The sequence below is a fragment of the Oscillochloris sp. ZM17-4 genome (assembly GCF_019599295.1).
Classification (GTDB): domain Bacteria; phylum Chloroflexota; class Chloroflexia; order Chloroflexales; family Chloroflexaceae; genus Oscillochloris.
In genome coordinates this window covers 39,328-60,371 of sequence record NZ_JAIEWN010000027.1, presented here as the reverse complement: position 1 = coordinate 60,371, position 21,044 = coordinate 39,328, and the positions used below count along the sequence as shown (strand labels likewise).

18 protein-coding genes are annotated in these 21,044 nt (G+C 67.0%); 13 read left to right on the top strand and 5 right to left on the bottom strand.

Annotated elements, in window-relative coordinates; all coding sequences use genetic code 11:
• Positions 1-10 precede the first annotated feature (10 nt).
• Positions 11-724 carry an aspartate/glutamate racemase family protein gene (locus tag K2Z83_RS18310; protein ID WP_220596635.1) on the bottom strand — a complete coding sequence of 238 codons (714 nt, stop codon included), beginning with the start codon at positions 722-724 and terminating at the stop codon, positions 11-13.
• A gap of 165 nt (positions 725-889) precedes the next feature.
• Between K2Z83_RS18310 and K2Z83_RS18305 the strand changes: the two genes are divergently transcribed.
• A complete protein-coding gene (locus K2Z83_RS18305) occupies positions 890-2,467 on the top strand; it encodes a hypothetical protein (RefSeq protein WP_220596634.1) in 1,578 nt (525 codons plus the stop codon).
• Here the strand turns inward: K2Z83_RS18305 and K2Z83_RS18300 are convergent.
• From K2Z83_RS18300 to K2Z83_RS18290, 3 genes are all read right to left on the bottom strand, one after another.
• The gene (locus K2Z83_RS18300) at positions 2,464-3,885 is read right to left on the bottom strand and encodes a nucleoside recognition domain-containing protein (protein WP_220596633.1); all 1,422 of its coding nucleotides are present in this window, start codon (positions 3,883-3,885) and stop codon (positions 2,464-2,466) included. The two genes, K2Z83_RS18305 and K2Z83_RS18300, sit on opposite strands and share 4 nt — an antisense overlap.
• Positions 3,886-3,953: 68 nt before the next feature.
• Positions 3,954-4,781 carry a FeoB small GTPase domain-containing protein gene (locus tag K2Z83_RS18295; protein ID WP_220596632.1) on the bottom strand — a complete coding sequence of 276 codons (828 nt, stop codon included), beginning with the start codon at positions 4,779-4,781 and terminating at the stop codon, positions 3,954-3,956.
• Positions 4,778-5,005: a FeoA family protein gene (locus K2Z83_RS18290; protein WP_220596631.1), complete on the bottom strand. Its 228-nt coding sequence runs from the start codon at positions 5,003-5,005 to the stop codon at positions 4,778-4,780. Before K2Z83_RS18290 ends, K2Z83_RS18295 begins: the two co-directional genes overlap by 4 nt.
• A 371-nt stretch (positions 5,006-5,376) precedes the next feature.
• Between K2Z83_RS18290 and K2Z83_RS18285 the strand changes: the two genes are divergently transcribed.
• The 7 genes from K2Z83_RS18285 (at position 5,377) to K2Z83_RS18255 (ending at position 12,977) form a co-directional block, all read left to right on the top strand.
• Positions 5,377-5,898: a Rab family GTPase gene (locus tag K2Z83_RS18285; RefSeq protein ID WP_220596630.1), complete on the top strand. Its 522-nt coding sequence runs from the start codon at positions 5,377-5,379 to the stop codon at positions 5,896-5,898.
• A gap of 10 nt (positions 5,899-5,908) precedes the next feature.
• The gene (locus tag K2Z83_RS18280) at positions 5,909-6,646 is read left to right on the top strand and encodes a hypothetical protein (RefSeq protein WP_220596629.1); all 738 of its coding nucleotides are present in this window, start codon (positions 5,909-5,911) and stop codon (positions 6,644-6,646) included.
• Positions 6,647-6,652: 6 nt separating this feature from the next.
• Positions 6,653-8,011, top strand: a complete 1,359-nt coding sequence (locus tag K2Z83_RS18275) for an SH3 domain-containing protein (RefSeq protein ID WP_220596628.1) — start codon at positions 6,653-6,655, stop codon at positions 8,009-8,011.
• Positions 8,008-9,633: an ATP-binding protein gene (locus K2Z83_RS18270; protein ID WP_220596627.1), complete on the top strand. Its 1,626-nt coding sequence runs from the start codon at positions 8,008-8,010 to the stop codon at positions 9,631-9,633. Before K2Z83_RS18275 ends, K2Z83_RS18270 begins: the two co-directional genes overlap by 4 nt.
• 168 nt (positions 9,634-9,801) lie before the next feature.
• On the top strand, positions 9,802-10,263 hold the full coding sequence (locus K2Z83_RS18265) for a MarR family winged helix-turn-helix transcriptional regulator (protein WP_220596626.1): 462 nt from the start codon (positions 9,802-9,804) through the stop codon (positions 10,261-10,263).
• A 130-nt stretch (positions 10,264-10,393) separates the two neighbouring features.
• Positions 10,394-12,250 carry an MDR family MFS transporter gene (locus K2Z83_RS18260; RefSeq protein WP_220596625.1) on the top strand — a complete coding sequence of 619 codons (1,857 nt, stop codon included), beginning with the start codon at positions 10,394-10,396 and terminating at the stop codon, positions 12,248-12,250.
• A gap of 73 nt (positions 12,251-12,323) precedes the next feature.
• Entirely contained in the window at positions 12,324-12,977 is a 654-nt protein-coding gene (locus K2Z83_RS18255; protein ID WP_220596624.1) for an AAA family ATPase, read from the top strand.
• 218 nt (positions 12,978-13,195) lie between these two features.
• Here the strand turns inward: K2Z83_RS18255 and K2Z83_RS18250 are convergent, their stop codons facing one another.
• A complete protein-coding gene (locus K2Z83_RS18250; protein ID WP_220596623.1) occupies positions 13,196-13,567 on the bottom strand; it encodes a hypothetical protein in 372 nt (123 codons plus the stop codon).
• 307 nt (positions 13,568-13,874) lie between these two features.
• On the opposite strand from K2Z83_RS18250, the gene K2Z83_RS18245 reads away from it, so the two are divergent.
• The 5 genes from K2Z83_RS18245 to K2Z83_RS18225 all read left to right on the top strand — a co-directional run.
• On the top strand, positions 13,875-14,756 hold the full coding sequence (locus K2Z83_RS18245; RefSeq protein WP_220596622.1) for a LysR family transcriptional regulator: 882 nt from the start codon (positions 13,875-13,877) through the stop codon (positions 14,754-14,756).
• A 285-nt stretch (positions 14,757-15,041) separates the two neighbouring features.
• Positions 15,042-15,791 carry a sugar phosphate isomerase/epimerase gene (locus K2Z83_RS18240; RefSeq protein ID WP_220596621.1) on the top strand — a complete coding sequence of 250 codons (750 nt, stop codon included), beginning with the start codon at positions 15,042-15,044 and terminating at the stop codon, positions 15,789-15,791.
• Between the two features lie 98 nt (positions 15,792-15,889).
• A complete protein-coding gene (locus K2Z83_RS18235) occupies positions 15,890-17,230 on the top strand; it encodes a glycoside hydrolase family 140 protein (RefSeq protein WP_220596620.1) in 1,341 nt (446 codons plus the stop codon).
• A gap of 209 nt (positions 17,231-17,439) precedes the next feature.
• Entirely contained in the window at positions 17,440-19,473 is a 2,034-nt protein-coding gene (locus tag K2Z83_RS18230; protein ID WP_220596619.1) for a serine/threonine-protein kinase, read from the top strand.
• Between the two features lie 362 nt (positions 19,474-19,835).
• Positions 19,836-21,044: cadherin-like domain-containing protein (locus tag K2Z83_RS18225; RefSeq protein ID WP_220596618.1), on the top strand; the 1,209-nt coding region annotated here is incomplete at its 3' end.

Sequence of the window (21,044 nt, the reverse complement as noted above, 5' to 3'; positions counted from 1 at the left end):
CCTTCATCCTTCATCCTTCACCCTTCATCCTTGCGAGCGCAGCTCGCATCCCCAGGCGCGGGCTGCTGAGCGCGGGGATCGACAGGTCGGCCAGCAGTGGCACAGCCCCCGCCATCGAGGCCTGGGCCAGGACGACCACGTCGGCTGCGGGCGCAGCCGCGCGGGCGCAGCCGGCCACCGCCGCCAGGTAGGCGTCGGTAGCACCGGCCTCGAAATGCGCCCAGGCATCGGCGCAGAGGTGAGCGCTGATGTCCAGGGGCCGCCCGGCGGCGACCGCGATCAGCAGGTCGCGGGTGGGGGCCAGGGTGCTCTCCAGGGCGGCCACCAGCGCCACGCGCGGCCCGCAGGCCAGGGCCGCCTCGGCCATGGCCCGGTCCACCCGCAGCACCGGGGTGCCGCCGAGATCGGTCCGCTCGGCCATGCCGCCGATCGTCGAGCAGGTGCAGAGCACAGCGGCCGCACCATCGGCCAGATCGCGCAGGCGCGCGGCCAGCCGCTCGGCAAGGGCGCCCGTCAGGCCCGCGGCCCGCGCCTCGGCCAGCAGATCCTCAGCGACCATGTGGCGCAGGCGCAGGCCGGGGGCCAGCTCGGCGGCCAGGGCGTCAAAGGTGGCCACGTGGACGGGCGAGGTGTGCAGGAGGGCTAATGTTGGCATTGCAGATTGCAGATTGCAGATTGCAGATTGGCAGTAGCGCAGAAGGAATGCGGTGCGGCGTCCTGTCATTCTGAGCGAAGCGAAGAATCCCGGCCGGGACCCTTCGCTTCGCTCAGGGTGACAGCGTTACATATGCTCTATTGCGTAGATTGCAATCTGCAATCTGCAATCTGCAATCTGCAATTATCTAGTCGCGGTACAATAGCCTCAATCATAGCCGATGAGGGGCATCTCATGCTAGACCAGATCGACGTTGACCTGAAGCTGAGCAAGGGCGAGTACCGCCAGCGACTAGACGACTTGCAGGCCCGGCTCTACGACATGGAGCAGGCCATGCTGGAGGCGAAGGTGCCGGTGGCGATCGTCTTCGAGGGCTGGGCCGGCACCGCCAAGGTGCGCACGATCAGCGTGCTGACCCGCCGGCTCGACCCGCGCGGCGTGCGGGTCCACCCGATCACTCCGCCGCGCACCTACGAGACCCAGTACCCCTGGCTCTACCGCTTCTGGCAGAAGATCCCCAGCTACGGCCAGGTGGCGATCTTCGACCGCTCCTGGTACCGCCAGGCCCTCGCCGAGCGCACCCACGGCGATGGCGACGCCGGGCTCTGGCGCGACCGATGCGAGGATATCGCCGCCTTCGAGCGGCAGCTCGCCGCCGACGGCGCCGTCCTGCTCAAGTTCTGGCTGCACATCTCCGAGAAGGAGCAGCACCGCCGATTCAAGCGGCTCATGGCCGACCCGCTCAGCGCCTGGCAGGTCACGGAGGATGACCAGTGGCAGCACCGCCACTACGACAAGGTCTACGCGGCGGTGGAGGATATGATCGCCCGCACGGACACGGCCTCGGCGCCCTGGCACCTCATCCCCGCCACCGACAAGTACTACGCCCGCATCGCCGTCTTCGAGGTCATCCTGCACGCCCTGGAGGCCCGCCTCGGCCGGCCCGCCGTGCCGCTCGACAGGCACGCTCTGTCGTCGGGGATCGACTCGAGCGGCGCGGCGTTCCGCCAGCGCGGGGATGGCACCCCGCGCGGTGTCACCCCCGCACCGGCGGCGAGCGCCGTCCCCGCCAGCCCCCCCGGCGAGCCGGGCATGCTCCAGCGGGTCGATCTCAGCCTGCGCCTTGAGGACGGCGAGTACGCGCGCCGGCTGAAGCTGCTCCAGGCCCAGACCCACCTGCTCGGCCTGGAGGCCTACCGCCAGCAGCGCCCGGTGGTGATCGTCTTTGAGGGCTGGGACGCCGCCGGCAAGGGCGGGGCCATCCAGCGGCTCACCGAGAAGCTCGACCCGCGCGCCTACACCGTCCACGCGATCGCCGCGCCCGCCGGAGACGATAAGAGCCGCCACTACCTCTACCGCTTCTGGCGACGTCTGCCGCCGCGCGGCGCCTTCGGCATCTTCGACCGCTCCTGGTACGGCCGGGTGCTGGTCGAGCGGGTCGAGGGCTTCGCCCGCGTCGACGAGTGGCAGCGGGCCTACGCCGAGATCAACGAGTTCGAGCGCCAGCTGGTCGAGTTCGGCACGATCATCTGCAAGTTCTGGGTCCACCTCAGCCCAGAGGAGCAGCTGCGTCGCTTCGAGCAGCGCCAGAATGTGCCCTACAAGGCCTGGAAGCTCACCGACGAGGACTGGCGCAACCGCGAGAAGTGGCCGCTCTACGAGGAGGCAGTGAATGAGATGCTGCTGCGCACCTCCACCCCCACCGCCCCCTGGACGATCATCGAGTCGGAGGATAAGCACTTCGGCCGGATCAAGGTGCTCCAGACGGTGGTGGGCCGCCTGGAGGCCGAGCTGGGCAAGGTGAAGCTCTAGACCCAGCCCGCCAGGCGGGCGATCGTCGCCGTGGTGAAGGTTACCGCCACGCCGAGCGCCACCGGCAGCAGCGTGGCCAGGGCCGTCCACTTCAGGCTCTTCGTCTCCTTCCAGATCGTCAGGATCGTCGTGCTGCAGGGGTTGTGCAGCAGGCTGAAGAGCATCAGGTTGACAGCGGTGAGCGCCGTCCAGCCGCCGAGCTCGGTGAGCACCGTGCCGATCATGCCCGGCTCCAGCTCCAGCATCACGCCGGCCTGGGCCAGCTGCGAGCGGCCGAGGGTCAGGGTGAGCATCAAGATCGTCGGGATGATGATCTCGTTGGCCGGGATGGCCACGATGTAGGCCAGCAGGATCACCCCGTTCAGGCCGAGCAGCCAGCCCAGCGGCTCAAGGAAGTTTACCAGGTGCCCGGCCAGGCTCGCGTCGCCGACGGTGATGTTGCTCAGCAGCCAGATCACCGCGCCGGCCGGGGCGGCCATCACCACGGCCCGCCAGAGCACGATCATCGTGCGGTCGATCAGCGAGGTGTAGATCGTCTGAAGCACGCGCGGTGGCCGGTAGGGCGGCAGCTCCAGGCTGAAGGTCGAGGCCTCGCCCTTGAGCATCGTCCGCGAGAGCACCGCCGAGACGATCAGGGTGGTGAAGATGCCGATGATCGTCACGGTGACGACGCTTGCGGCGGCCACCAGGCTGGCCAGGCCGGGGGCGACCGTCGCCCCGATAAAGACCGTCCCCATCAGGATGAGCGTCGGCCAGCGTCCGTTGCAGATGCTGAAGTTGTTGGTGATGATCGCGATCAGCCGCTCGCGCGGGCTGTCGATGATCCGGGTGGCCACCACGCCGGCGGCGTTGCAGCCCCAGCCCATCATCATCGAGAGCGACTGCTTGCCGTGGGCGCCCGCCCCCTTGAAGAGCCGGTCGAGGTTGAAGGCTACCCGTGGCAGGTAGCCGAGATCCTCCAGCAGCGTGAAGAGCGGGAAGAAGATCGCCATGGGCGGCAGCATCACGCTGATCACCCAGGCCGTCGCTAGATAGACGCCGTCGATCAGCAGGCCCGAGAGCCAGGCCGGCGCGCCGACCGCCGCCGCCCCGGCGTGCAGGGCGGCGTAGAGCTGCCCGGTGAGCAGCTCGCCCAGTATGGCCGAGGGCACATTCGCCCCGGCGATCGTCAGCCAGAAGACGCCCATCAGCATCAGCACCATGATCGGGAAGCCCCAGATCGGGCTGGTGACGACCCGGTCGATCGCCCGGTCGAGGCTGAAGGCGGCGCGCTGCCCATCGCGCGTGACGGCCCGGTCGGCGATCTGGGCGGCGTCGGTGTAGATCGCCTCGGTGACGCTATCGTGCAGGGAGCCGCCGACCGTGTGGCGCAGCCGCGCCGCGTCGGCCAGGATCTGCTCCGCAGAGGGGTTGCTCATCAAGGTACTCCATAGTATCGGGGTGTTGCCGTAAGGGCGCAGCAGCGCGGCGCTGCTGCGCCCTTACATCAGGCTGCGACAGGTAGAGGTGGCGGCGCGACGGCGGCGCCCAGCGTGCCGTCGGCCACCGCCCGCGCGATGCTCTCGTCGCCGTCGAGCAGGCGCAGGGCCACCCAGCGCGCGTTGGGCAGGCCGGGGAAGGCCGCCTCGATCTGCGGGGTCAGCGCGGCGACCGCCCGCTCGATCTCCGGGTCGCGTAGGGGCAGACGCCGCGGGCGGGTTGGGTAGGCCCCGCTGGCCACATCGGCGACGGCGGCCAGCAGCTCGGGCACGCCCTCGCCCCGACGGGCGGCCATCGGCACCACCGGCACGCCCAGGTCGCGGGTCAGGCTGCGGGCGTCCACCTCGATGCCGTGGCGGCGGGCCTCGTCGACCAGGTTCAGGGCCACCACCACCCGCTCGGTGATCGCGAGCACCTGGAGGGCTAGGTTCAGGTTGCGCTCCAGGCGGGTCGCGTCGACCACCACCACCGTCACGTCGGGCCGACCGAAGAGGATGAAGTCGCGGGCGACCTCCTCATCGGTGCTGGTGGAGAGCAGCGAGTAGGTGCCCGGCAGGTCGAGCAGCTTGTAGCGCCTCTCGCGGAAGCGGAACCCGCCCTCGGCGCGCGAGACCGTCTTGCCCGACCAGTTGCCGGTGTGCTGGCGCAGCCCGGTGAGGGCGTTGAAGACCGTGCTCTTGCCGGTGTTGGGGTTGCCGGCCAGGGCGACCACATAGTCGTACCCAGTTATGTCAATGCCAAGCTTAACGAGCTGGGCGCTGTTATAGATCGGGCAGCTGGCGCAGTGGGCGGTGGGCGCGCCCACCGCCTCAGGGGTGATCAGATGCTCACTCATATCTCGCTCCTTACCGTGATGCGCGCCGCCTGCTCGCGGCGCAGGGCGATCACCGTATCACGCACGCGGTAGGCGGTCGGGTCGCCCAGGGGGCTGCGTGACTCGACAGAGATGACGGTGCCAGGCAGGATGCCGAGGTCGAGCAGGCGCCGGCGCTCGGCGCCCGCGCCGCCCAGGGCGAGCACCTGCGCGCGCGCGCCCAGCGGCAGGTCGGCGAGGGTCATGGTCCCCACGATATCCCCAGCAGCCCTAGCTCTACGTGATGAGACGGCAAGGCTGGAAATTATATTATGGACGTACGTACGACGCACGTACGTAACAATCTGCTAGAGTAGCGTGCAGAATTCGTTCGTAATGACAAAAAAACGACTGCGAATAAAAGATATGGTAGTATGATGTGTTAGCATAATAGCACGACTTTACCTCCCGCAATCCTTCTTGAGCCTATGGGGTGCGGCGTAACCCTTCAGCCACCGAGTCGCCCGCCTGCGCGGGCTATCCACACCCGCGCAGGCGGGCGTCCCAAACCATAAGCCGGGGGCTTCAGTCGCCCGGCGAACAGCTGCGAACCTTACCGCATCGAGGACGGCGACGATTGATACAGCTCACAAAAAAGATATGCCTGATCGGCGACTTCGCCGTAGGAAAGACGAGCATGGTGCGTCAGTTTGTGGAGGGTCGCTTCAGCGAGAGTTACCTGAGCACCCTTGGCGTACGCGTGAGCCGCCGTGTGATCCAGGCCCATGGCGACGCCCCCGCCCAAATCACGCTCATGATCTGGGATACTGCCGGCAGCGAGTCGTTCAATAGTGTTGTCCAGAACTACTATCGCGGCGCCAGCGGGGCGATCCTCGTCTGCGATCTCACCCGTGAGGAGACCCTCGGCGCACTGAGTCGCTACGCCCAGGACTTTCGCGGGGTGAACCCCGGCGTGCCGCTGGTACTGGTCGGCAACAAGGCGGATCTCGCCGGCCAGCGGGTGGTGTCTGATGAGCAGATCGGGCTCATGGCCGGCACATACGGCGCACCCTGGCTCCTCAGCAGCGCGAAGACGGGCATGCAGGTTGAGGAGGCCTTCCAGGCTCTTGGCACACTGATTATATCCCACGTAGCGTGAGGAGCGTCTGATGACCAATACCCATACGACCACACAGCTGCCCGCGCCCGACTCTGATAGCGGTCAGCCAGAGGAGCGGCAGGAGGATCTTGATCGTGTCCGCGAGATCATCCTCGGGCCGGATCAGGGGCGAAGCCGGATCAAGGAGGCCGAGGCCGACCGGCTGCGCAGTATTCTCTTCGGCGCTCAGATCGAGGACTATGAGCGGCGCTTCACCGATATGCGCCGCGATCTTGATCGCGCCGGGGGCGACCTGCGCCAGGCCCAGGAGCGGATCGCCGAGCTTGAGAAGCACACCGCGCGCCGCTTCGAGACGATCGAGCTTGAGCTGCGCCGGCTCGCCGACGAGCAGCGCCGCGAGCAGGATCGCCAGCGCAGCCGCGACGCGCAGATCCAGCAGATCGCCACCCAGGTGCGCCAGCACGAGGAGCTGATCGCTGGCGCGGGCGAGAGCCTGGGCGACCTGAAGCGCTCGCACGCCAGCCACGACGCCGCCATCCGCGCCGGGAAGGCGGAGCTGATCGACGCCCGCGACCAGATCGAGCAGCGCTCGCAGTCGCTGCGCCGCGAGATCCGCGGCACGGAGGACGCCCTGCGCGCCGAGCTGCGCCGGATCGCCGACCGCCTGGAGAACCAGAAGACCGACCGCCGCGCCCTCGCCAGCATGCTGCTTGAGATCGCCACCCGACTCGAGACAGGCAGCTCTGTCACCGGCCTCCTCAATGGGCTCTCCGGCGCAAAGGAGTAGGCTCCTATGTCCCAGGAGACGGAGACGAAGCTCCAGATCGAGGAGCTGCGCCGGGTGCTGCTCAAGCCCGAGGCGCTCATTGATCGGATCAGCCCGCTGATCGCTGAGATTCTGTCTGAGCACATCACCGACTCGCGCGATGAGATGGCCCGCGCCATCGCCCCCGTGATCGGTGAGGCGATCCGGCAGCAGGTCTACCAGGCCCGCGAAGATATTATCGACGCGCTCTACCCGGTGATCGGCCAGATGATCGCCCGCGCCGTCACCGAGGCGGTGCGCAGCTTCGCCCAGCAGATCGATAACCGGGTGCGCCAGGGCGCGCAGGTCTTCTTCGACCCGCGCTACTGGCAGGCGCGCCTGCGCGGCGTGTCCACCCGCGAGTTCGAGATGCGCAACGCCTTGCCCTTCAGCGTCGATGAGGTCTTCCTGATCCAGCGCGACTCGGGCCTGCTGATCTGCCACTCCTCGGCTGAGGATGTGCGCCCCGACCGCGACCTGGTGAGCGGGATGCTCACGGCGATCCGCGACTTTGCCCGCGACGCGTTTGGCCGCGCCGAGAGCGGTGAGCTTGGCGAGATCGCCTATGAGTCGCGGCAGATTATGCTGGAGGCCGGCGGCGCGGCCTACCTGGCCGCCGTCGTCGAGGGCGTCCCGCCGCAGAACTTCCGCGAGAAGATGCGCGACTCGCTGGTGACGATCCATGATAAGCGCTATGACGAGCTGCGCAACTTCGACGGCGGCAATCAGACCCTGATCGAGGATGCTGGCCGCATCCTCGGACAGAGTCTGATGACGCCGGTCGCCGTGGCACCCCGCCAGACCAGCCGCGCGGTGCAGTGGGCGCTGATCACCCTGGTGGTCCTGATCGCCCTGATCCCGCCGCTGCTCTGCGCCGGCTGGACCTGGCAGGTGGAGTCGCGCTTCGGGGCGCTCATGGCTATTCCGCCTACGGCGACCGCCACCAGCACACCCACCAGCACGCCCACCAGCACGCCCACCGCCACCAGCACGCCCACCGCCACCAGCACGCCCACCGCCACCGGCACGCCCACCAGCACGCCCACCGCCACCGGCACGCCCACCAATACGCCCACCGCCACCAGCACGCCCTCGCCATATATCGGCGTGATGATCGGCAACGTGTACCTCTACAGCACGCCCGACGAGTCGAGCACCCGCAGCAGCATCGTGGCACCGCTCGGGTCGCCGGTCGAGGTGATCGCCCAGATCGGCAGCTGGTATCGGGTGCGGGTGCCGATCTCGAGCGGCCAGACGGTGGAGCTAATCGGGTGGGTCTCGGAGCGCTATGTGAGCCTTATCCACCCGATCCCAGCGGATCGCATCACACCCACGGTGACCCCATGAGCGCCATGATTGCACACCAGATCCTTGCCGCGAGCGGGATGGCCTACCTGATAGCGGACCGCGACCTGGTGGTGCGCGGCGTCGGCGGCGATATTGGCGTGATCGATGAGCTGGGGGCGGCGCCCGGGAGCGCGCTCGTCGACCTGCTGCCCGAGCTCTATGGCAGCGAGGAGACTCTCGGCGCGATCATCGCCGGCCGCCTTGAGCGCTTGCACTTCCCGGATATCAACCGCGAGAGCGCCATGGGCGCTGTGCGCTACCTCGATCTGCTGACGCTCCCGCAGATCAACGACGCGGGCCAGATCATCGGCCTGATCCAGGTCATCACTGACGCCAGCGAGCGCGGGGAGGCCACCCAGGCCCGCGTGCAGCAGCGCAATGAGTACCGCCTGCTGCAAGAGACGGTGATCCAGCAGAATATCGATCTGGCCCGCACGAACGCCGAGCTGCGGCGGGCAACCCAGCTCAAAGATGAGTTCCTCGCCGGGATGAGCCACGAGGTGCGCACGCCGCTCACCGTCATCCTCGGGATGACCGAGATCATCCGCGCCCAGTTCTCCGGCCCGCTTACCCAGCAGCAGATCGAGAACCTGAACGGGATCCAGGAGAGCGGCCGCCACCTGCTCGCCCTGATCAACGACTTCCTGGATATTGCAAAGATTGAGGCCGGCCAGTTCGAGCTCGACCCTAGCCCCATCCTGGTCACAGCGCTCTGTGAGTCCGCCGTGCGCATGGTCGGCGACATGGCGAACCGTAAGCGGATCCGGATCGCGCTCGAGATAGACCCCGAGGTACGCCTGATCAGCGGCGATGATCGTCGCCTGCGCCAGGCGCTAATCAACCTGCTCTCAAACGCGGTGAAGTTCACCCCGGCGGGCGGCAAGGTGGGGCTGAGCCTCCAGGGCAATGCCAGTGAGCGGGTCGTGTACTTCAGCGTGTGGGATACCGGCGTTGGCATCGCCGCCGAGGACGCCCAGCGCCTGTTCCAGCCATTCGCCCAGATCGCTGGCGCGCACCAGGATGGGCAGCAGGGCAGCGGGCTGGGCCTGGTGCTGGTGGCGCAGCTGGCCGAGATGCACGGGGGCGGGATCCGACTGGAGAGCGAGGTGGGCAAGGGCAGCCGCTTCACGATGACCCTGCCGTGGGATCTGGAGCGGGAGCAGGCGCTCCGCTTACAGATGGAATCGCCGAATGCGCCCCCAGCCGCCACGATCATGATCGCCGAGCCGCTTGCGGAGCCGCTCGGCGGCGGGCAGCCGGTGCTGCTCGTGGAGGACGACCCGGCGAGCGCGGAGCTTCTGGGGAGCTACCTCCGTCGCTGCGACTATCAGGTCACCATCGCCGGCTCGGCAGAGGAGGCGATGGCCTGTGTGCGCGCGCATGTGCCGAATCTGGTGATCACCGATGTGCGGATGCGCGGGATGGACGGCCTGGAGCTCATCCGCCGCCTGCGCGCTGGCGTGGCCACGCGCGAGACCCCGATCATCGCGCTGACCGCGCTGGCGATGGCTGGCGACCGCGAGCGCTGCCTCGCGGCAGGGGCGAGCCTGTATATGAGCAAGCCCCTGCTGCTGAGTCGGCTGGCCGAAGCAGCGGCCGAGCTGCTAGGGCGACCGCGCTAGTGGCGTGACACGGTAAAGATGAGGTTTTGTTATGTCCGTGCGAGCTTCGCTCGCACGGACATAACAAAACCTCATTTTCTGTGGGTTACGCCACTAGGCCCGTTTGCGCTGCGTATGGGGTTATGGTACTCTATATGTGATTATTCGAAATATCGAACTATCTCATCTATGGAACCAATAACCGAGACCGACACCCTGGCCCTCGCCGAGCTTGTGACCAGCGTCAACATGGCCCTGAACGTCCACTCGATGGGCACGATGCTGGCTATCCTGCGCGAGGCCGACCTCTCGCTGCCGCGGCTGGTGGCCCTGAACTACCTGCACAAGTCCGGCCCGGCCTCGATCTCCCAGATCAGCGAGCACCTCAACCTGGCGCTGGGCACCACCAGCCACGTTGTCGACCAGCTGGTTCAGGGCGGCTGCGTGGAGCGGCGCGAGTCTGAGCACGACCGGCGGCACAAGGAGGTCTCGCTCACCGCCGAGGGTATGGCGGTGATCGAGCGCTTCCGCAAGATGCGCATGCAGGAGGCTGCCCAGCGGCTGGCATGCCTGAGCCCTCAGCTCTGCGCCCGCCTCGGCGGCGTGCTTGAGGAGGTTGTCGCGGCGCTCCACATAGCCGATAGCCGATAGCCGATAGTGGCGCGCGTGCCGATTCTATCGACCTAACGATGGACTTGACAACTATCTAGGCTTTCGTATACTTCGAGTTATCGAAGTGTTTTGAAGATAAAACTATTCACAGAGACCTCACGGAGATCCCATGGCAACCACGACCGCACCGAGCGGCACCCGGATCGACTACACCACCGCCCTCGACCAGCCGACCAAGATGATCATCCTCGTCGGCGTGCTGCTGAGCCTGTTCCTCTCCTCGCTCGACCAGACGATCGTCTCGACGGCGCTGCCGCGGATCGTGGCCGACCTCCAGGGCATCGAGCTGCTAGCCTGGGTCTCCACGGCCTACCTGCTGGCGAGCACGGCGATGGTGCCGATCTACGGCAAGCTCTCGGACATCTACGGGCGCAAGATCATCCTGCTCTTCGGCATCGTCGTCTTCCTGACCGGCTCGGCCCTCTGCGGGCTCTCGCAGAGCATGATCCAGCTGGTGATCTTCCGCGGCATCCAGGGCTTCGGCGCCGCCGCCCTCACCTCCACGGCCTTCGCCATCCCGGCCGACCTGTTCGCCCCCGCCGAGCGCGCCCGCTACATGGGCCTCTTCGGCGCGGCCTTCGGCCTCTCCAGCGTGGTCGGCCCCTTCGTCGGCGGCCTGCTCACCGACAACATCAGCTGGCACTGGGTCTTCTATGTGAACCTGCCGATCGGCCTGCTGGCGCTGACCTTCATCATCATGAAGATGCCGAAGCTGGACAGCGGCGTGCGCAGCCCGATCGACTACTTCGGCTCGATCACCCTGATCCTCGCCGTGGTGCCGCTGCTGCTGGCCCTGACCCTGGACAAGACACAGCACGCCTGGGGCTCGCCCCTGGTGGTCGGCCTGATCACCCTAAGCGTGGTCGGCCTGGCGCTGTTCCTGTTCGCCGAGCGGCGGGCGGCGGCACCCATCCTGCCCCTGCACCTGTTCCGCAATCGCACCTACACGATGGTGAACCTAATCGGCGTCTCGGTCGGCGCGACCTTGTTCGCCGCGATCTTCTTCCTCTCGCTCTACCTGGTGAACGTGCTGGGCGTAAGCGCCACCGAGGCCGGTACGACGCTCATCCCGCTCACCCTGAGCCTGGTCTTCGGCTCGATCGTCTCCTCGGCGATCGTGCAGCGGATCGGCCGCTACAAGGTCACGATCATCGTCGGCATGAGCATTATCGTCGCCTCGCTCTGGTGGCTGACGACCATCCAGATCGACACCTCGATCTGGATGGTGCGCCTGCGCATGATCGCCCTCGGCCTCGGCCTCGGGCCGGCGCTGCCGCTGCTCAACCTGGCCATGCAGAACGCTGTCCCCCGCGAGGATGTCGGCTCGGCCACGGCCAGCCGCCAGTTCTTCCAGCAGATCGGCCAGGTCGTCGGCTCGGCGGTCTTCGGCGCGGTGCTGACGACCACGCTGACCAGCTCGCTCGCCGCGAACCTCGCGCCCATCCAGGCCGAGCTGCCCCCGGCCATGGCCGCCCAGATCGACCCCTCGGCCCTGCGCAACGGCTCGGCCGGCGGCGAGGGGGCCACGGGCCAGGCGACCGACCCGTCGGCCCGCATCACCCAGGAGATCACCGCGCAGTTCACCGCCCAGCGCGACCTGCTGACCAAGGCGATCCGCGACGGCGACCCGGCGGCGATCGCGGCGCTCAAGGCGAATGCGCAGACCCCGCCCGAGCTGCTCCAGCTACTCGATACGGTGGACGCGCTGCCGGCCGCCGCCCGCGATCAAGCCCTCGCCGGGGCGCTCCAGGGCCTCGACCAGGCCCAGGCCACGGCCATCGCCCAGGGCGAGAAGATTGGCGGAGAGATCAGCCTAGCAGTGAAGCACGCATTCACCGAAAGCATCGCCAGCATCTACCGCTACGCGAGCGTCCTGGCCATCATCGCCCTGATCCTGTCCTTCTTTGTGCCCGAGCTGCCCCTGCGCCGCGGCGGCGAGCCCGCGCCCATGCCGGTGATGGAGTAGAAATACAGAACAGGCGCAGGACACAGTGTGTCCTGCGTCTGTTCTGTGTTTGTGCGTAGTGGGGGCACGCGCGATGACCGTGATCACTATCAGCCACGAGCTCGGCAGCGGCGGGCGGGCGATCGGCGAGGCGGTGGCCCGCGAGCTCTGCCTGAGCTACATCGACCGCCAGATCGTGCAGCAGGTGGCCGAGCGGCTCCACATGCGCGAGGAGGTCGTCGCGCTGCGCGACGAGCACGCCGATGGGCCGGTCGACCAGATCCTGCGCGCCTTCGCCGATGGGCCGGCGCTCTTTCTCGGCGCGCCGCCACTCGACCCGGACCTGCGCATCGATGAGCTCACCTGTCACCAGGCCACCCTGGCGGTGATTGCGGCGGCGGCTCGCAGCAACCTAGCCCTGATCGCCGGCCACGGGGCGAACTTCGCCCTATCCGACTACCTGGGCGTGATGAATGTCTTCATCTACGCGCCGACCGCGCGCCGCGCGGCGACCATCGCAGCCCGCGATGGGCTGAGCCTCGACGAGGCCACGTACCAGGTTGCCCGCAGCGACCAGAGCCGAGACAGCTATGTCCGCCGGCGCTACCACGCCCACTGGCAGGACCCGGCCCACTACCATCTGATGCTGAACACCGCCGCCCTTAGCGAGAACCACTGCGCCGAGATCATCGCCGCAGCCTGGCGGCGTGGAGGATTCGGGCCGTTTCGCCCGCACCGCGCACGGTGAGGGTGTGGGAGAGCTTCGCTCTCCCTCAAAAAACTGAGTGTGCTGCACACGGTGAGGGTGTGGGAGAGCTTCGCTCTCCCTCAAAAAACTGAGTGTGCTGCGGCGCGGCTAAGCCGCGCCGCAGCACACTCAGTGTATCATGTGCCTGATGGGCACAACGCACGACGCAGTGATGGGCCAGCGAAGCTGTCCCATCACTGCGTCTCTGAGAGCATGATCTAATCGGCGGCAACCCCCATCATCGCCGGGGCGAAGGCGGCTATCGGCGCCCGCCGCTCAAGCGGGAGCGTGATCATCGCATCGGGCTCGCCCCAGCCCCGCCGCGCCGCCCAGAGCGCGCCATCGACATCATCGCCCGCGACCACCGTCACCAGACGTCCATCCTCGCGCTGATCGGCGTAGGGCGCGGCCACCCGCGCGGCCACCGCCGGGGTCGCCGTCACCAGCACCACCCGCGCGACATCGGGCCGGCCAAGGTACGCGCCGAGCAGATTGCCCAGGCCCTCGGGGTTCTCTCCGCCGATCAAGAAGATGATCTGGCCGGGGTGGATCTCTGCGCTGCTGGCGGCGGCGATGATGGCGCGGAACATACACGTCTCCTTCAGCTGGTAGCGGCGGTGGCGCACACAAATCAGCATCGCCAGCCGGGCTTGCGGGCGTCCCTGCCCGCCCTCCCCAGCGCGCGATGCCGTGCATCATTGCCCGACAATGTTTGGTGCTGAGCCTAGCATAGCAGGGGTATTCATAACTGTCTAATATATCATTTATGCCCTACTGATACCTCAAGGGTTAACAGCGGCCTGCGCACCGGCGAGATATGGGGTATACTACGGCCCAGCCAGATAGCCAGCGCCCTGGGCGATGACGCCGTGAGCGAACGTGACAGAGGGCTGTGCCATGGAGCTTCGACACCTGATCTACTTCGCGACCGTGGCGCGCCACGAGCATGTGTCGCGGGCGGCGATCGAGCTGGCGGTGGCCCAGCCGGCCATTACCAAGCAGCTGAAAGATCTTGAGCGCGAGCTGGGGGGCGGGCCGCTCTTCGAGCGGGTGGGCCGCCGGCTGCGGCTCACCGAGACGGGCAAGGTGCTGCTGGATCACACGCGCACCATCCTGGCCGATGTCGAGGCCGCCAAGGCCGAGCTACGCGAGCGCGGCGGGACGTATGGCGGGCGGGTGGGTATCGGCGCGCCGCCATCGATCGGCGAGCGGCTGCTCCCCGACGTGCTGCGCCACTTCCACCAGGACTACCCTAACGTCGAGCTGCACATCGCCGAGGGCGACTCGCAGGCGCTCCTGCAGCGCCTCAACGATGGCCAGATCGACCTGGCCGTCGTCACGCTGCCGGTCGTGCAGCGCGGTCTGTCGATCACCGAGCTGTTCAGCGAGGATCTTGTGCTGGTGCTGGCGACCGAGCATCGCCTGGCGGGCGCGCAGGTGCTGAGCATCGCCGAGCTCGGCGAGGAGCGATTCCTGCTCTACTCGCCGGCCGGCTACGTGCGCCAGGCGCTCAGCCAGGCCTGCCGCCAGGCCGGGTTCACACCCCAGGTGGTGCTCGATAGCGGCTCGATGGAGCTGCTGCTGCGCCTTGTGGAGGCCAACCTGGGCGTGGCGGTGATCCCACGCATGGCGCTCGGCGGCGACGAGCGGCTGGCCGTGGTGCCCCTACACACCCCGACGATCAGCCGCACCATGGCCCTCGTCTCCCGCGAGGGGCGCACCCTCGCACCCGCAGCCGCCCGCATGCGCGACTACCTGATCGAGCGGCTCAGGCGATGAGTGGCGCCGATGAAGCGCGAGGCAGTCGCCCAGCGATCCGCACATGCCCTGGTGGTATAGTGTGGATAACACAAGCACTCGGGCCGTGGGTATTTCTGTCATGCTTCGCTGCGCTCAGCATCTACCACCTTCGAGCGGGAAGACCCTTCACTTCGCTCAGGGTGACATGGGGATGTGGCTTCCTGGGTGACAGCGTGCCTTTTACGGTATTGCGATCCTGTTCTGCGCTCTGCGCTCACCCGCTCTGCGCTCGGCTATAAGGCCCCACTGAAAGGCATCTCCATTATGCGACCCGACCAGATCGCCGTGCAGCTCTACACGCTGCGCGCAGAGACCGCGAATGATATGCTGGGCACGCTCCGTAAGGTGGCCACCATGGGCTACGCCGCAGTTGAGCTAGCCGGGTTCGGCAACAGCGATGCGCAGGCGGTGGGCGCGACCCTGCGCAAGCTTGGCGTGCGCGCCTGCGCCGCCCACATCGCCCTGGACCGCCTGGAGGGAAGCTTCGACGAGGCGCTGGCCGACCTGCGCGCCATCGGCTGCGACCAGGCCGTAGTGCCCTTCCTGCCCACAGAGCTGCGCGCCGACGGGGTCGCCGTCGCCGCCCGCCTAAACGCCCTCGCCGCGCGCCTCCAGGCCGAGGGCGTGCGCCTGGCCTACCACAACCACGACTTCGAGTTCGCCCCGCAGCAGGGCGGGGCCACGCTCTGGGAGCAGCTCACGGCCAACACCGACCCGGCGCTCGTCGGCCTAGAGATCGACCTGTTCTGGGCCGATGTGGCTGGCGTCAGCCCGGCTGAGCTGCTGGGCCGCCACGCCGGACGTGTCGCGATGGTCCACCTGAAGGATCGCGCGCCCGGCGTCGAGCGGCGCGATGCCCCCGTGGGCGCCGGGGTGCTCCCGTGGGCCGAGCTCATCCCCCGCGCCGAGGCCGCCGGCGCCCGCTGGTTCATCGTCGAGCAGGATCACCCGCAGTCGCCCCTCGCCGATGTCGCGCAGAGCATCGGCTACCTGCGCGGCCTGGCTGCTGCCTGATCGCTGATGCATACCCGCTGTAAGAGCCAGCAGCGGGATGCGGTCGTGCGCTTGCGCACGGCCGCATCCCGCTGCTGCGCCTCCACAATGAGGATCGTATGCCCCACACCGCCCCGCCCCGCCTCGCCGTCAGCGTCGACGGCCACCACCTCGTCACCACCGACGGACGCCCCTTCTTCTGGCTGGGCGACACTGCCTGGGAGCTATTCCACCGCCTGACCCTTGACGAGGCGACGGCGTACCTGGAGAACCGCGCGGCGAAGGGCTTCACCGTGATCCAGGCCGTGGCCCTGGCCGAGTTCGATGGGCTACACACCCCCACGCCCGCCGGCGCGCGCCCGCTCCACAGCGACGACCCGGCCAAGCCAGACGAGGCCTACTTCGCCCACATGGACGCGGTGATCCGCCTCGCGGCCGCCCTGGGCCTCTACATCGGCCTGCTCCCAACCTGGGGCGACAAGGTCACGCCCATGTGGGGGGGCGGCCCAGCCGTCTTCACCGAGTCAAATGCGCGCGCCTATGGGCGCTGGCTCGGGGCGCGCTACAAGGGCGACAGCAACCTGATCTGGGTGCTGGGAGGGGACCGGCCGCCTCAGCACGATGGGGCTGACGATCGGACGATCTGGCGGGCCATGGCCTCCGGGCTTGCCGACGGTCTCGGCCGGGTGCCCATAATCAGCTACCACCCACCAGGAGGGACATCATCCGCCACGTGGCTCCACAGCGAGCCATGGGTCAGCCTGAACATGATCCAGTCCGGCCACGGCGCTGGCCACGATGTGCCGACCTGGGAGATGATCGCCCATGACTACGCGCGCCTCCCGCCAAAGCCCACCCTCGACGGCGAGCCCAACTACGAGGACCACCCGGTGAGCCCCTGGCCCACCTGGGATCCGGCCAGCGGCTACTTCGACGACTACGACGTGCGCAAGCAGTGCTGGCGCTCCGTCTTCGCCGGTGGCTGCGGCGTCACCTACGGACACCACGCGATCTGGCAGTGCGCCGCGCCGAGCTACGCGCCGGTCAACCATGTGACGATGACATGGCGGGAGGCGCTGGATCGGCCTGGCGCGGGGCAGGTCAGGCACCTGCGCGCCCTGATCGAGTCGCGCCCGATGCTCACACGTATCCCCGACCAGAGCATCATCGCGGGAGGGGCCGGGTCGGGCGGGGCGCACTCGCGGGCCTGCCGGGGATCCGACGGGGCGTACCTGATGATCTACCTGCCCACACCGCAGCCGATCAGCGTGAGGCTCGATGCTGTCGCCGGGAAGATGGCCCGGGCCTGGTGGTACGACCCGCGCGACGGCGCGGCGACGCCCATCAGCGAGCTGCCGACCGAGGGCACACAGACCTTCACACCGCCCGCCGGCGGCCCCGACTGGGCGCTGGTGATCGACGATGTGGCGCTGGGGTTCCCGCCGCCAGGGCGGCGCTAGCGGGCTGCGACGCGGCGCACGCTGAGGGTGTGGGAGAGCAAAGCTCTCCCACAAAAAACTGATGCTGCTGCGGCGCGGCGTAACCGCGCCGCAGCAGCATCAGTGCAGCATGTGTCTGCTGGGCACACTTTTTCGCACATGCGAGTGGTATAATATTCTGCCTAGACTCAAAGGCGTCCTTGATCGATCTGAGCCCGACAGCTCACCCCATGAATATTCCCGAGCAGATCGGCAACTACACCCTTGATCGTGAGATCGGCAGCGGCGCATCGAGCCAGGTCTGGCTCGCGCACCACACCAAGCTGCCGGAGCGACAGGTAGCCGTGAAGGTGCTGATGTCGCAGGAGCGCGAGGCGATCCGCCGGTTCCAGCGCGAGGCCGCCATCGCCGCGCGCCTGCGCCACCCCAACATCGTCCAGCTCTACGACCACGGCTACAGCCAGCCCTTCTTCTACACAATGCTGGAGCATATCGAGGGCGGGTCGCTGCGCCAGCTGATCGAGAGGCAGGGCCGGATCCAGCTCGACGCCGCCCTGAGGATCTTCCGCCAGATTGCCGCCGCCCTCGACTACGCCCACAGCCTCGGGGTCGTCCACCGAGATATGTCGCCGGGCAATATCTTGATCGAGCAGGGAAGCGAGCGCGCCCTGCTGACCGACTTCGGGATCGCCCGCGAGAACGGCCAGGCGATCACGGTCGTCAACGCGATTATGGGCACCCCCGGCTTCTTCTCGCCCGAGCACGTCCAGGGCGCCCGCGCCGTCACCCACAGCTCCGACATCTTCTCGCTGGGCGTCATCTTCTACCATATGCTCAGCGCCCAGCTGCCCTGGGACGAGCCTCCCGGCCTGCCCGATAACCCCGGCTTCGACCCGCCCATCCCCCTACGCCAGCGCGGCGTCGAGAGCATGCCCGCCGATGTTGACCGGGTGATGCTCACCATGCTCGCCCTCGACCCGACCCGGCGCTTCCCCTCGGCCCGCGCGGCCGTCGATGAGCTCGACCGAATCTTTGCCCGCCACCAGATGACAACCCAGATCATCCTCGGTGCCACGCCCGCCGCCGCGCCGACCCCGACCGGCTTTCAGTCCGTCGGGGTCGCGGCCAATGAGATTGAGACCACCCTCGGGCCAGATCTCATCCGCGCGCCGATCGACCGGGCCCATCGGCGCGCCGAGGATATGCGCAGCGCACCACAGCTCGCGTCGCTGCTCGATGTATGGGCGGGTCAGCACCGGATGTATATCGCGCTCCTCGGCCGCCTCGCGCGCCTGCACAAGGCGAGCAGCGCCAATGTCTACTTCTACCGCCTGCGTCTGCTCTACGAGCAGCGCAGCCCCGCCGAGGACGATGAGGAGCCGGACATTCACGCCCAGCCCTTCGCCCTCACGCCTGAGGTTGACCGCTGGAAGATCGAACTGCCCGTCGTCACTGATTTTAGCGAGCACCCCGGCGACCGGGTGATCCTCCCGGGCTCAACGCGCGTCGTCGCGTGCCGGCCCTGCGAGGGCCGAGGACTGACCCCCTGCCCGCACTGCCACGGGAAGCAGCGCGTCCTCGTCACCCGCCAGATCGCTGTCTCTCCCACCGGCGCCGGCGCAGCCACTGCGGCAGCGACGTTCCCAAATGGCGCCGGGGGCGGCAGGCGCACGCGGGGCAGCGCCACGCAGGAGGCCGAGCCGCCAGCGACAGCCCAGGCGCCGCCCGCCCCGCGCACCGAGCAGGTGCTCGTCCCATGCCCGGAGTGCGAGGGCCGAGGCGGAATCACCTGCGCGCGGTGCGAAGGCGTCGGGCGGCTTGTCCAGCGCAAGACGTTTCGCTGGCGGAGGCGCACCGATCTCATCCATGCACAGGACGACCGGCCGGCGCTTGATGAGAGCTGGCTGCAACGCACCTGTAAGGCCGAGCTGATCTATCGCGAGCGCCAGAGCGGCGGCTTCCGCCCCGAGTGGTCGACGCTTAAGGCCATCGCACCAATGCTCGCCGAGGCCCAGCAGCGCGCCGACCCCGACACGCGCATTGTGCTCAGCGAGCTGACGATCACCTTCATCCCGGTCACCGACATAGTCTTCGACCTCGGAAAGCCCGGAGATAGCGGCCTCTATAAGCTCACGATCTACGGCTTCGAGAATATGATCCCCGCAGATTGGCGCTTCTTTAACTGGGAGCGGGTAATCATGATCAGTATCACCGCCTTCTCCCTCCTCATCGCCCTCATCTGCGCCTACTTCGCATTCCGCTGAGTAGAAGATCTGCAACTTGTAGATTACAGAAGTGCAAAAAGCACGTCAGCTGTGTACAATAGCTATCTAGCAAATGCTGATCCGTCAACAGCATTCGCCGCCGCGATCTCCGCTCATCAGGCCAGGTCATCCTTCCTACTAGTACCTGCCGTTATGAGAGGGAGATGAGCGGGGGATGAATGGCCTATTGTGACACCGATCAGGTATCTGTATTGTAGAGATGGCACAGCGTCAGCCGTACTATCTCTGTGCGCAATCACCGGCCATTCCCCACCCATCTGATTGCGCCTCTGTCGTGTGGCTCGCGTGCCCAGCAAGCAACTCTTCAATGACTGTCGCGGCGTATCCAAGGAGCGGCCTTTATGGATCACCCTCACACCCCTCGTCGTAGGCTCTTCGACGCAGTAAACCTACGTAAGCCCCGCGCCCAGATCGCCATCGCCGCTATTCTTATTCTGGCTCTCCTTGGGGTTGGCACACAGATTATCCTAGCGGATCCTATCGTCACTGTGACCCTCACCCCCTCAGATCCCATTGTCGAGGGCGATACCGGTTCTACCGTTATCAACTATAGCGTCAAGCTCTCACAGGCGGTCGGATCAGGGCAGAAGATTGTGATCCGGATGAGCACGCTGCCTATACTCGGTGATCCTCATCCGGCGACAGAGGGCACCGACTACAGCGCCACCCAAACCGACCTGACCTTTAACCCCGGCGAGACCGAGAAGTTCTTCCCGGTGACGATCTACGGCGACGTTGAGGACGAGTTGCAGGAGGGCTTTATCGTCCGCGCACATATCCTCTCCTCAACGGTCAGCACCATTATCCCCGCCGTTGGCGCTAACATCGATACCTTCGCGGTCATCATTGATGATGATAACCCGACGGTAGACTCGATCTCTGATCCGACAGCGTTTGAGAACGACGGCACGATCGACTTTGTCGTTACGCTGGATAAGGTCAGCACCCTCGAAGACATCAGCATCGCCTACAAAACAGTTAATGGCACGGCGACAAGCGGCACCGACTTTACCGGCACGACGACCGGAACGCTGCTGATCTCGACCAACCATATCTCCGGCACGATCCAGATCCCGCTCATTGATGATCTCGTCGACGAGAGCGATGAGACATTTACGCTGGAACTACTGCCGGACTCTTCCACCAGCGTGAAGAAACCTTTCACAGACACTACCGCCACCGGCACGATTAAAGATGATAATGACCCGCCAACCGCAGTAGACGATGGCTACTCCACAAACGAGGACACCTCGCTCACAGTGCTTGCTGCCTCTGGCGTGCTGGCGAATGACACCGACCCTGAGCTCGATCCGCTTACAGCCGTCCTGGGCGCCGGGCCGACGAATGGGGATCTCGCGCTCAGCTCCGACGGCTCGTTTGTCTATACCCCGACCCTCAACTTCAACGGCAACGATAGCTTTACCTACTGGGCGAACGATGGGCAACTGAACTCGACTCTAGCCGCCACGGTGACTCTGACCGTGACAGCGGTGAACGATGCGCCCAGCTTCACCGCCGGGTCTGACGTCACCGTGGACGAGGACTCGGGG

Excerpts from the sequence above, each read along its gene's own strand:
- K2Z83_RS18310 (WP_220596635.1), bottom strand. The coding sequence starts at position 724 with ATGACAGGACGCCGCACCGCATTCCTTCTGCGCTACTGCCAATCTGCA.
- K2Z83_RS18230 (WP_220596619.1), top strand. The coding sequence starts at position 17,440 with ATGAATATTCCCGAGCAGATCGGCAACTACACCCTTGATCGTGAGATC.
- K2Z83_RS18280 (WP_220596629.1), top strand. The coding sequence starts at position 5,909 with ATGACCAATACCCATACGACCACACAGCTGCCCGCGCCCGACTCTGAT.
- K2Z83_RS18265 (WP_220596626.1), top strand. The coding sequence starts at position 9,802 with ATGGAACCAATAACCGAGACCGACACCCTGGCCCTCGCCGAGCTTGTG.
- K2Z83_RS18245 (WP_220596622.1), top strand. The coding sequence starts at position 13,875 with ATGGAGCTTCGACACCTGATCTACTTCGCGACCGTGGCGCGCCACGAG.
- K2Z83_RS18250 (WP_220596623.1), bottom strand. The coding sequence starts at position 13,567 with ATGTTCCGCGCCATCATCGCCGCCGCCAGCAGCGCAGAGATCCACCCC.
- K2Z83_RS18270 (WP_220596627.1), top strand. The coding sequence starts at position 8,008 with ATGAGCGCCATGATTGCACACCAGATCCTTGCCGCGAGCGGGATGGCC.
- K2Z83_RS18240 (WP_220596621.1), top strand. The coding sequence starts at position 15,042 with ATGCGACCCGACCAGATCGCCGTGCAGCTCTACACGCTGCGCGCAGAG.
- K2Z83_RS18290 (WP_220596631.1), bottom strand. The coding sequence starts at position 5,005 with ATGACCCTCGCCGACCTGCCGCTGGGCGCGCGCGCGCAGGTGCTCGCC.
- K2Z83_RS18275 (WP_220596628.1), top strand. The coding sequence starts at position 6,653 with ATGTCCCAGGAGACGGAGACGAAGCTCCAGATCGAGGAGCTGCGCCGG.
- K2Z83_RS18295 (WP_220596632.1), bottom strand. The coding sequence starts at position 4,781 with ATGAGTGAGCATCTGATCACCCCTGAGGCGGTGGGCGCGCCCACCGCC.
- K2Z83_RS18305 (WP_220596634.1), top strand. The coding sequence starts at position 890 with ATGCTAGACCAGATCGACGTTGACCTGAAGCTGAGCAAGGGCGAGTAC.
- K2Z83_RS18235 (WP_220596620.1), top strand. The coding sequence starts at position 15,890 with ATGCCCCACACCGCCCCGCCCCGCCTCGCCGTCAGCGTCGACGGCCAC.
- K2Z83_RS18300 (WP_220596633.1), bottom strand. The coding sequence starts at position 3,885 with ATGAGCAACCCCTCTGCGGAGCAGATCCTGGCCGACGCGGCGCGGCTG.
- K2Z83_RS18260 (WP_220596625.1), top strand. The coding sequence starts at position 10,394 with ATGGCAACCACGACCGCACCGAGCGGCACCCGGATCGACTACACCACC.
- K2Z83_RS18255 (WP_220596624.1), top strand. The coding sequence starts at position 12,324 with ATGACCGTGATCACTATCAGCCACGAGCTCGGCAGCGGCGGGCGGGCG.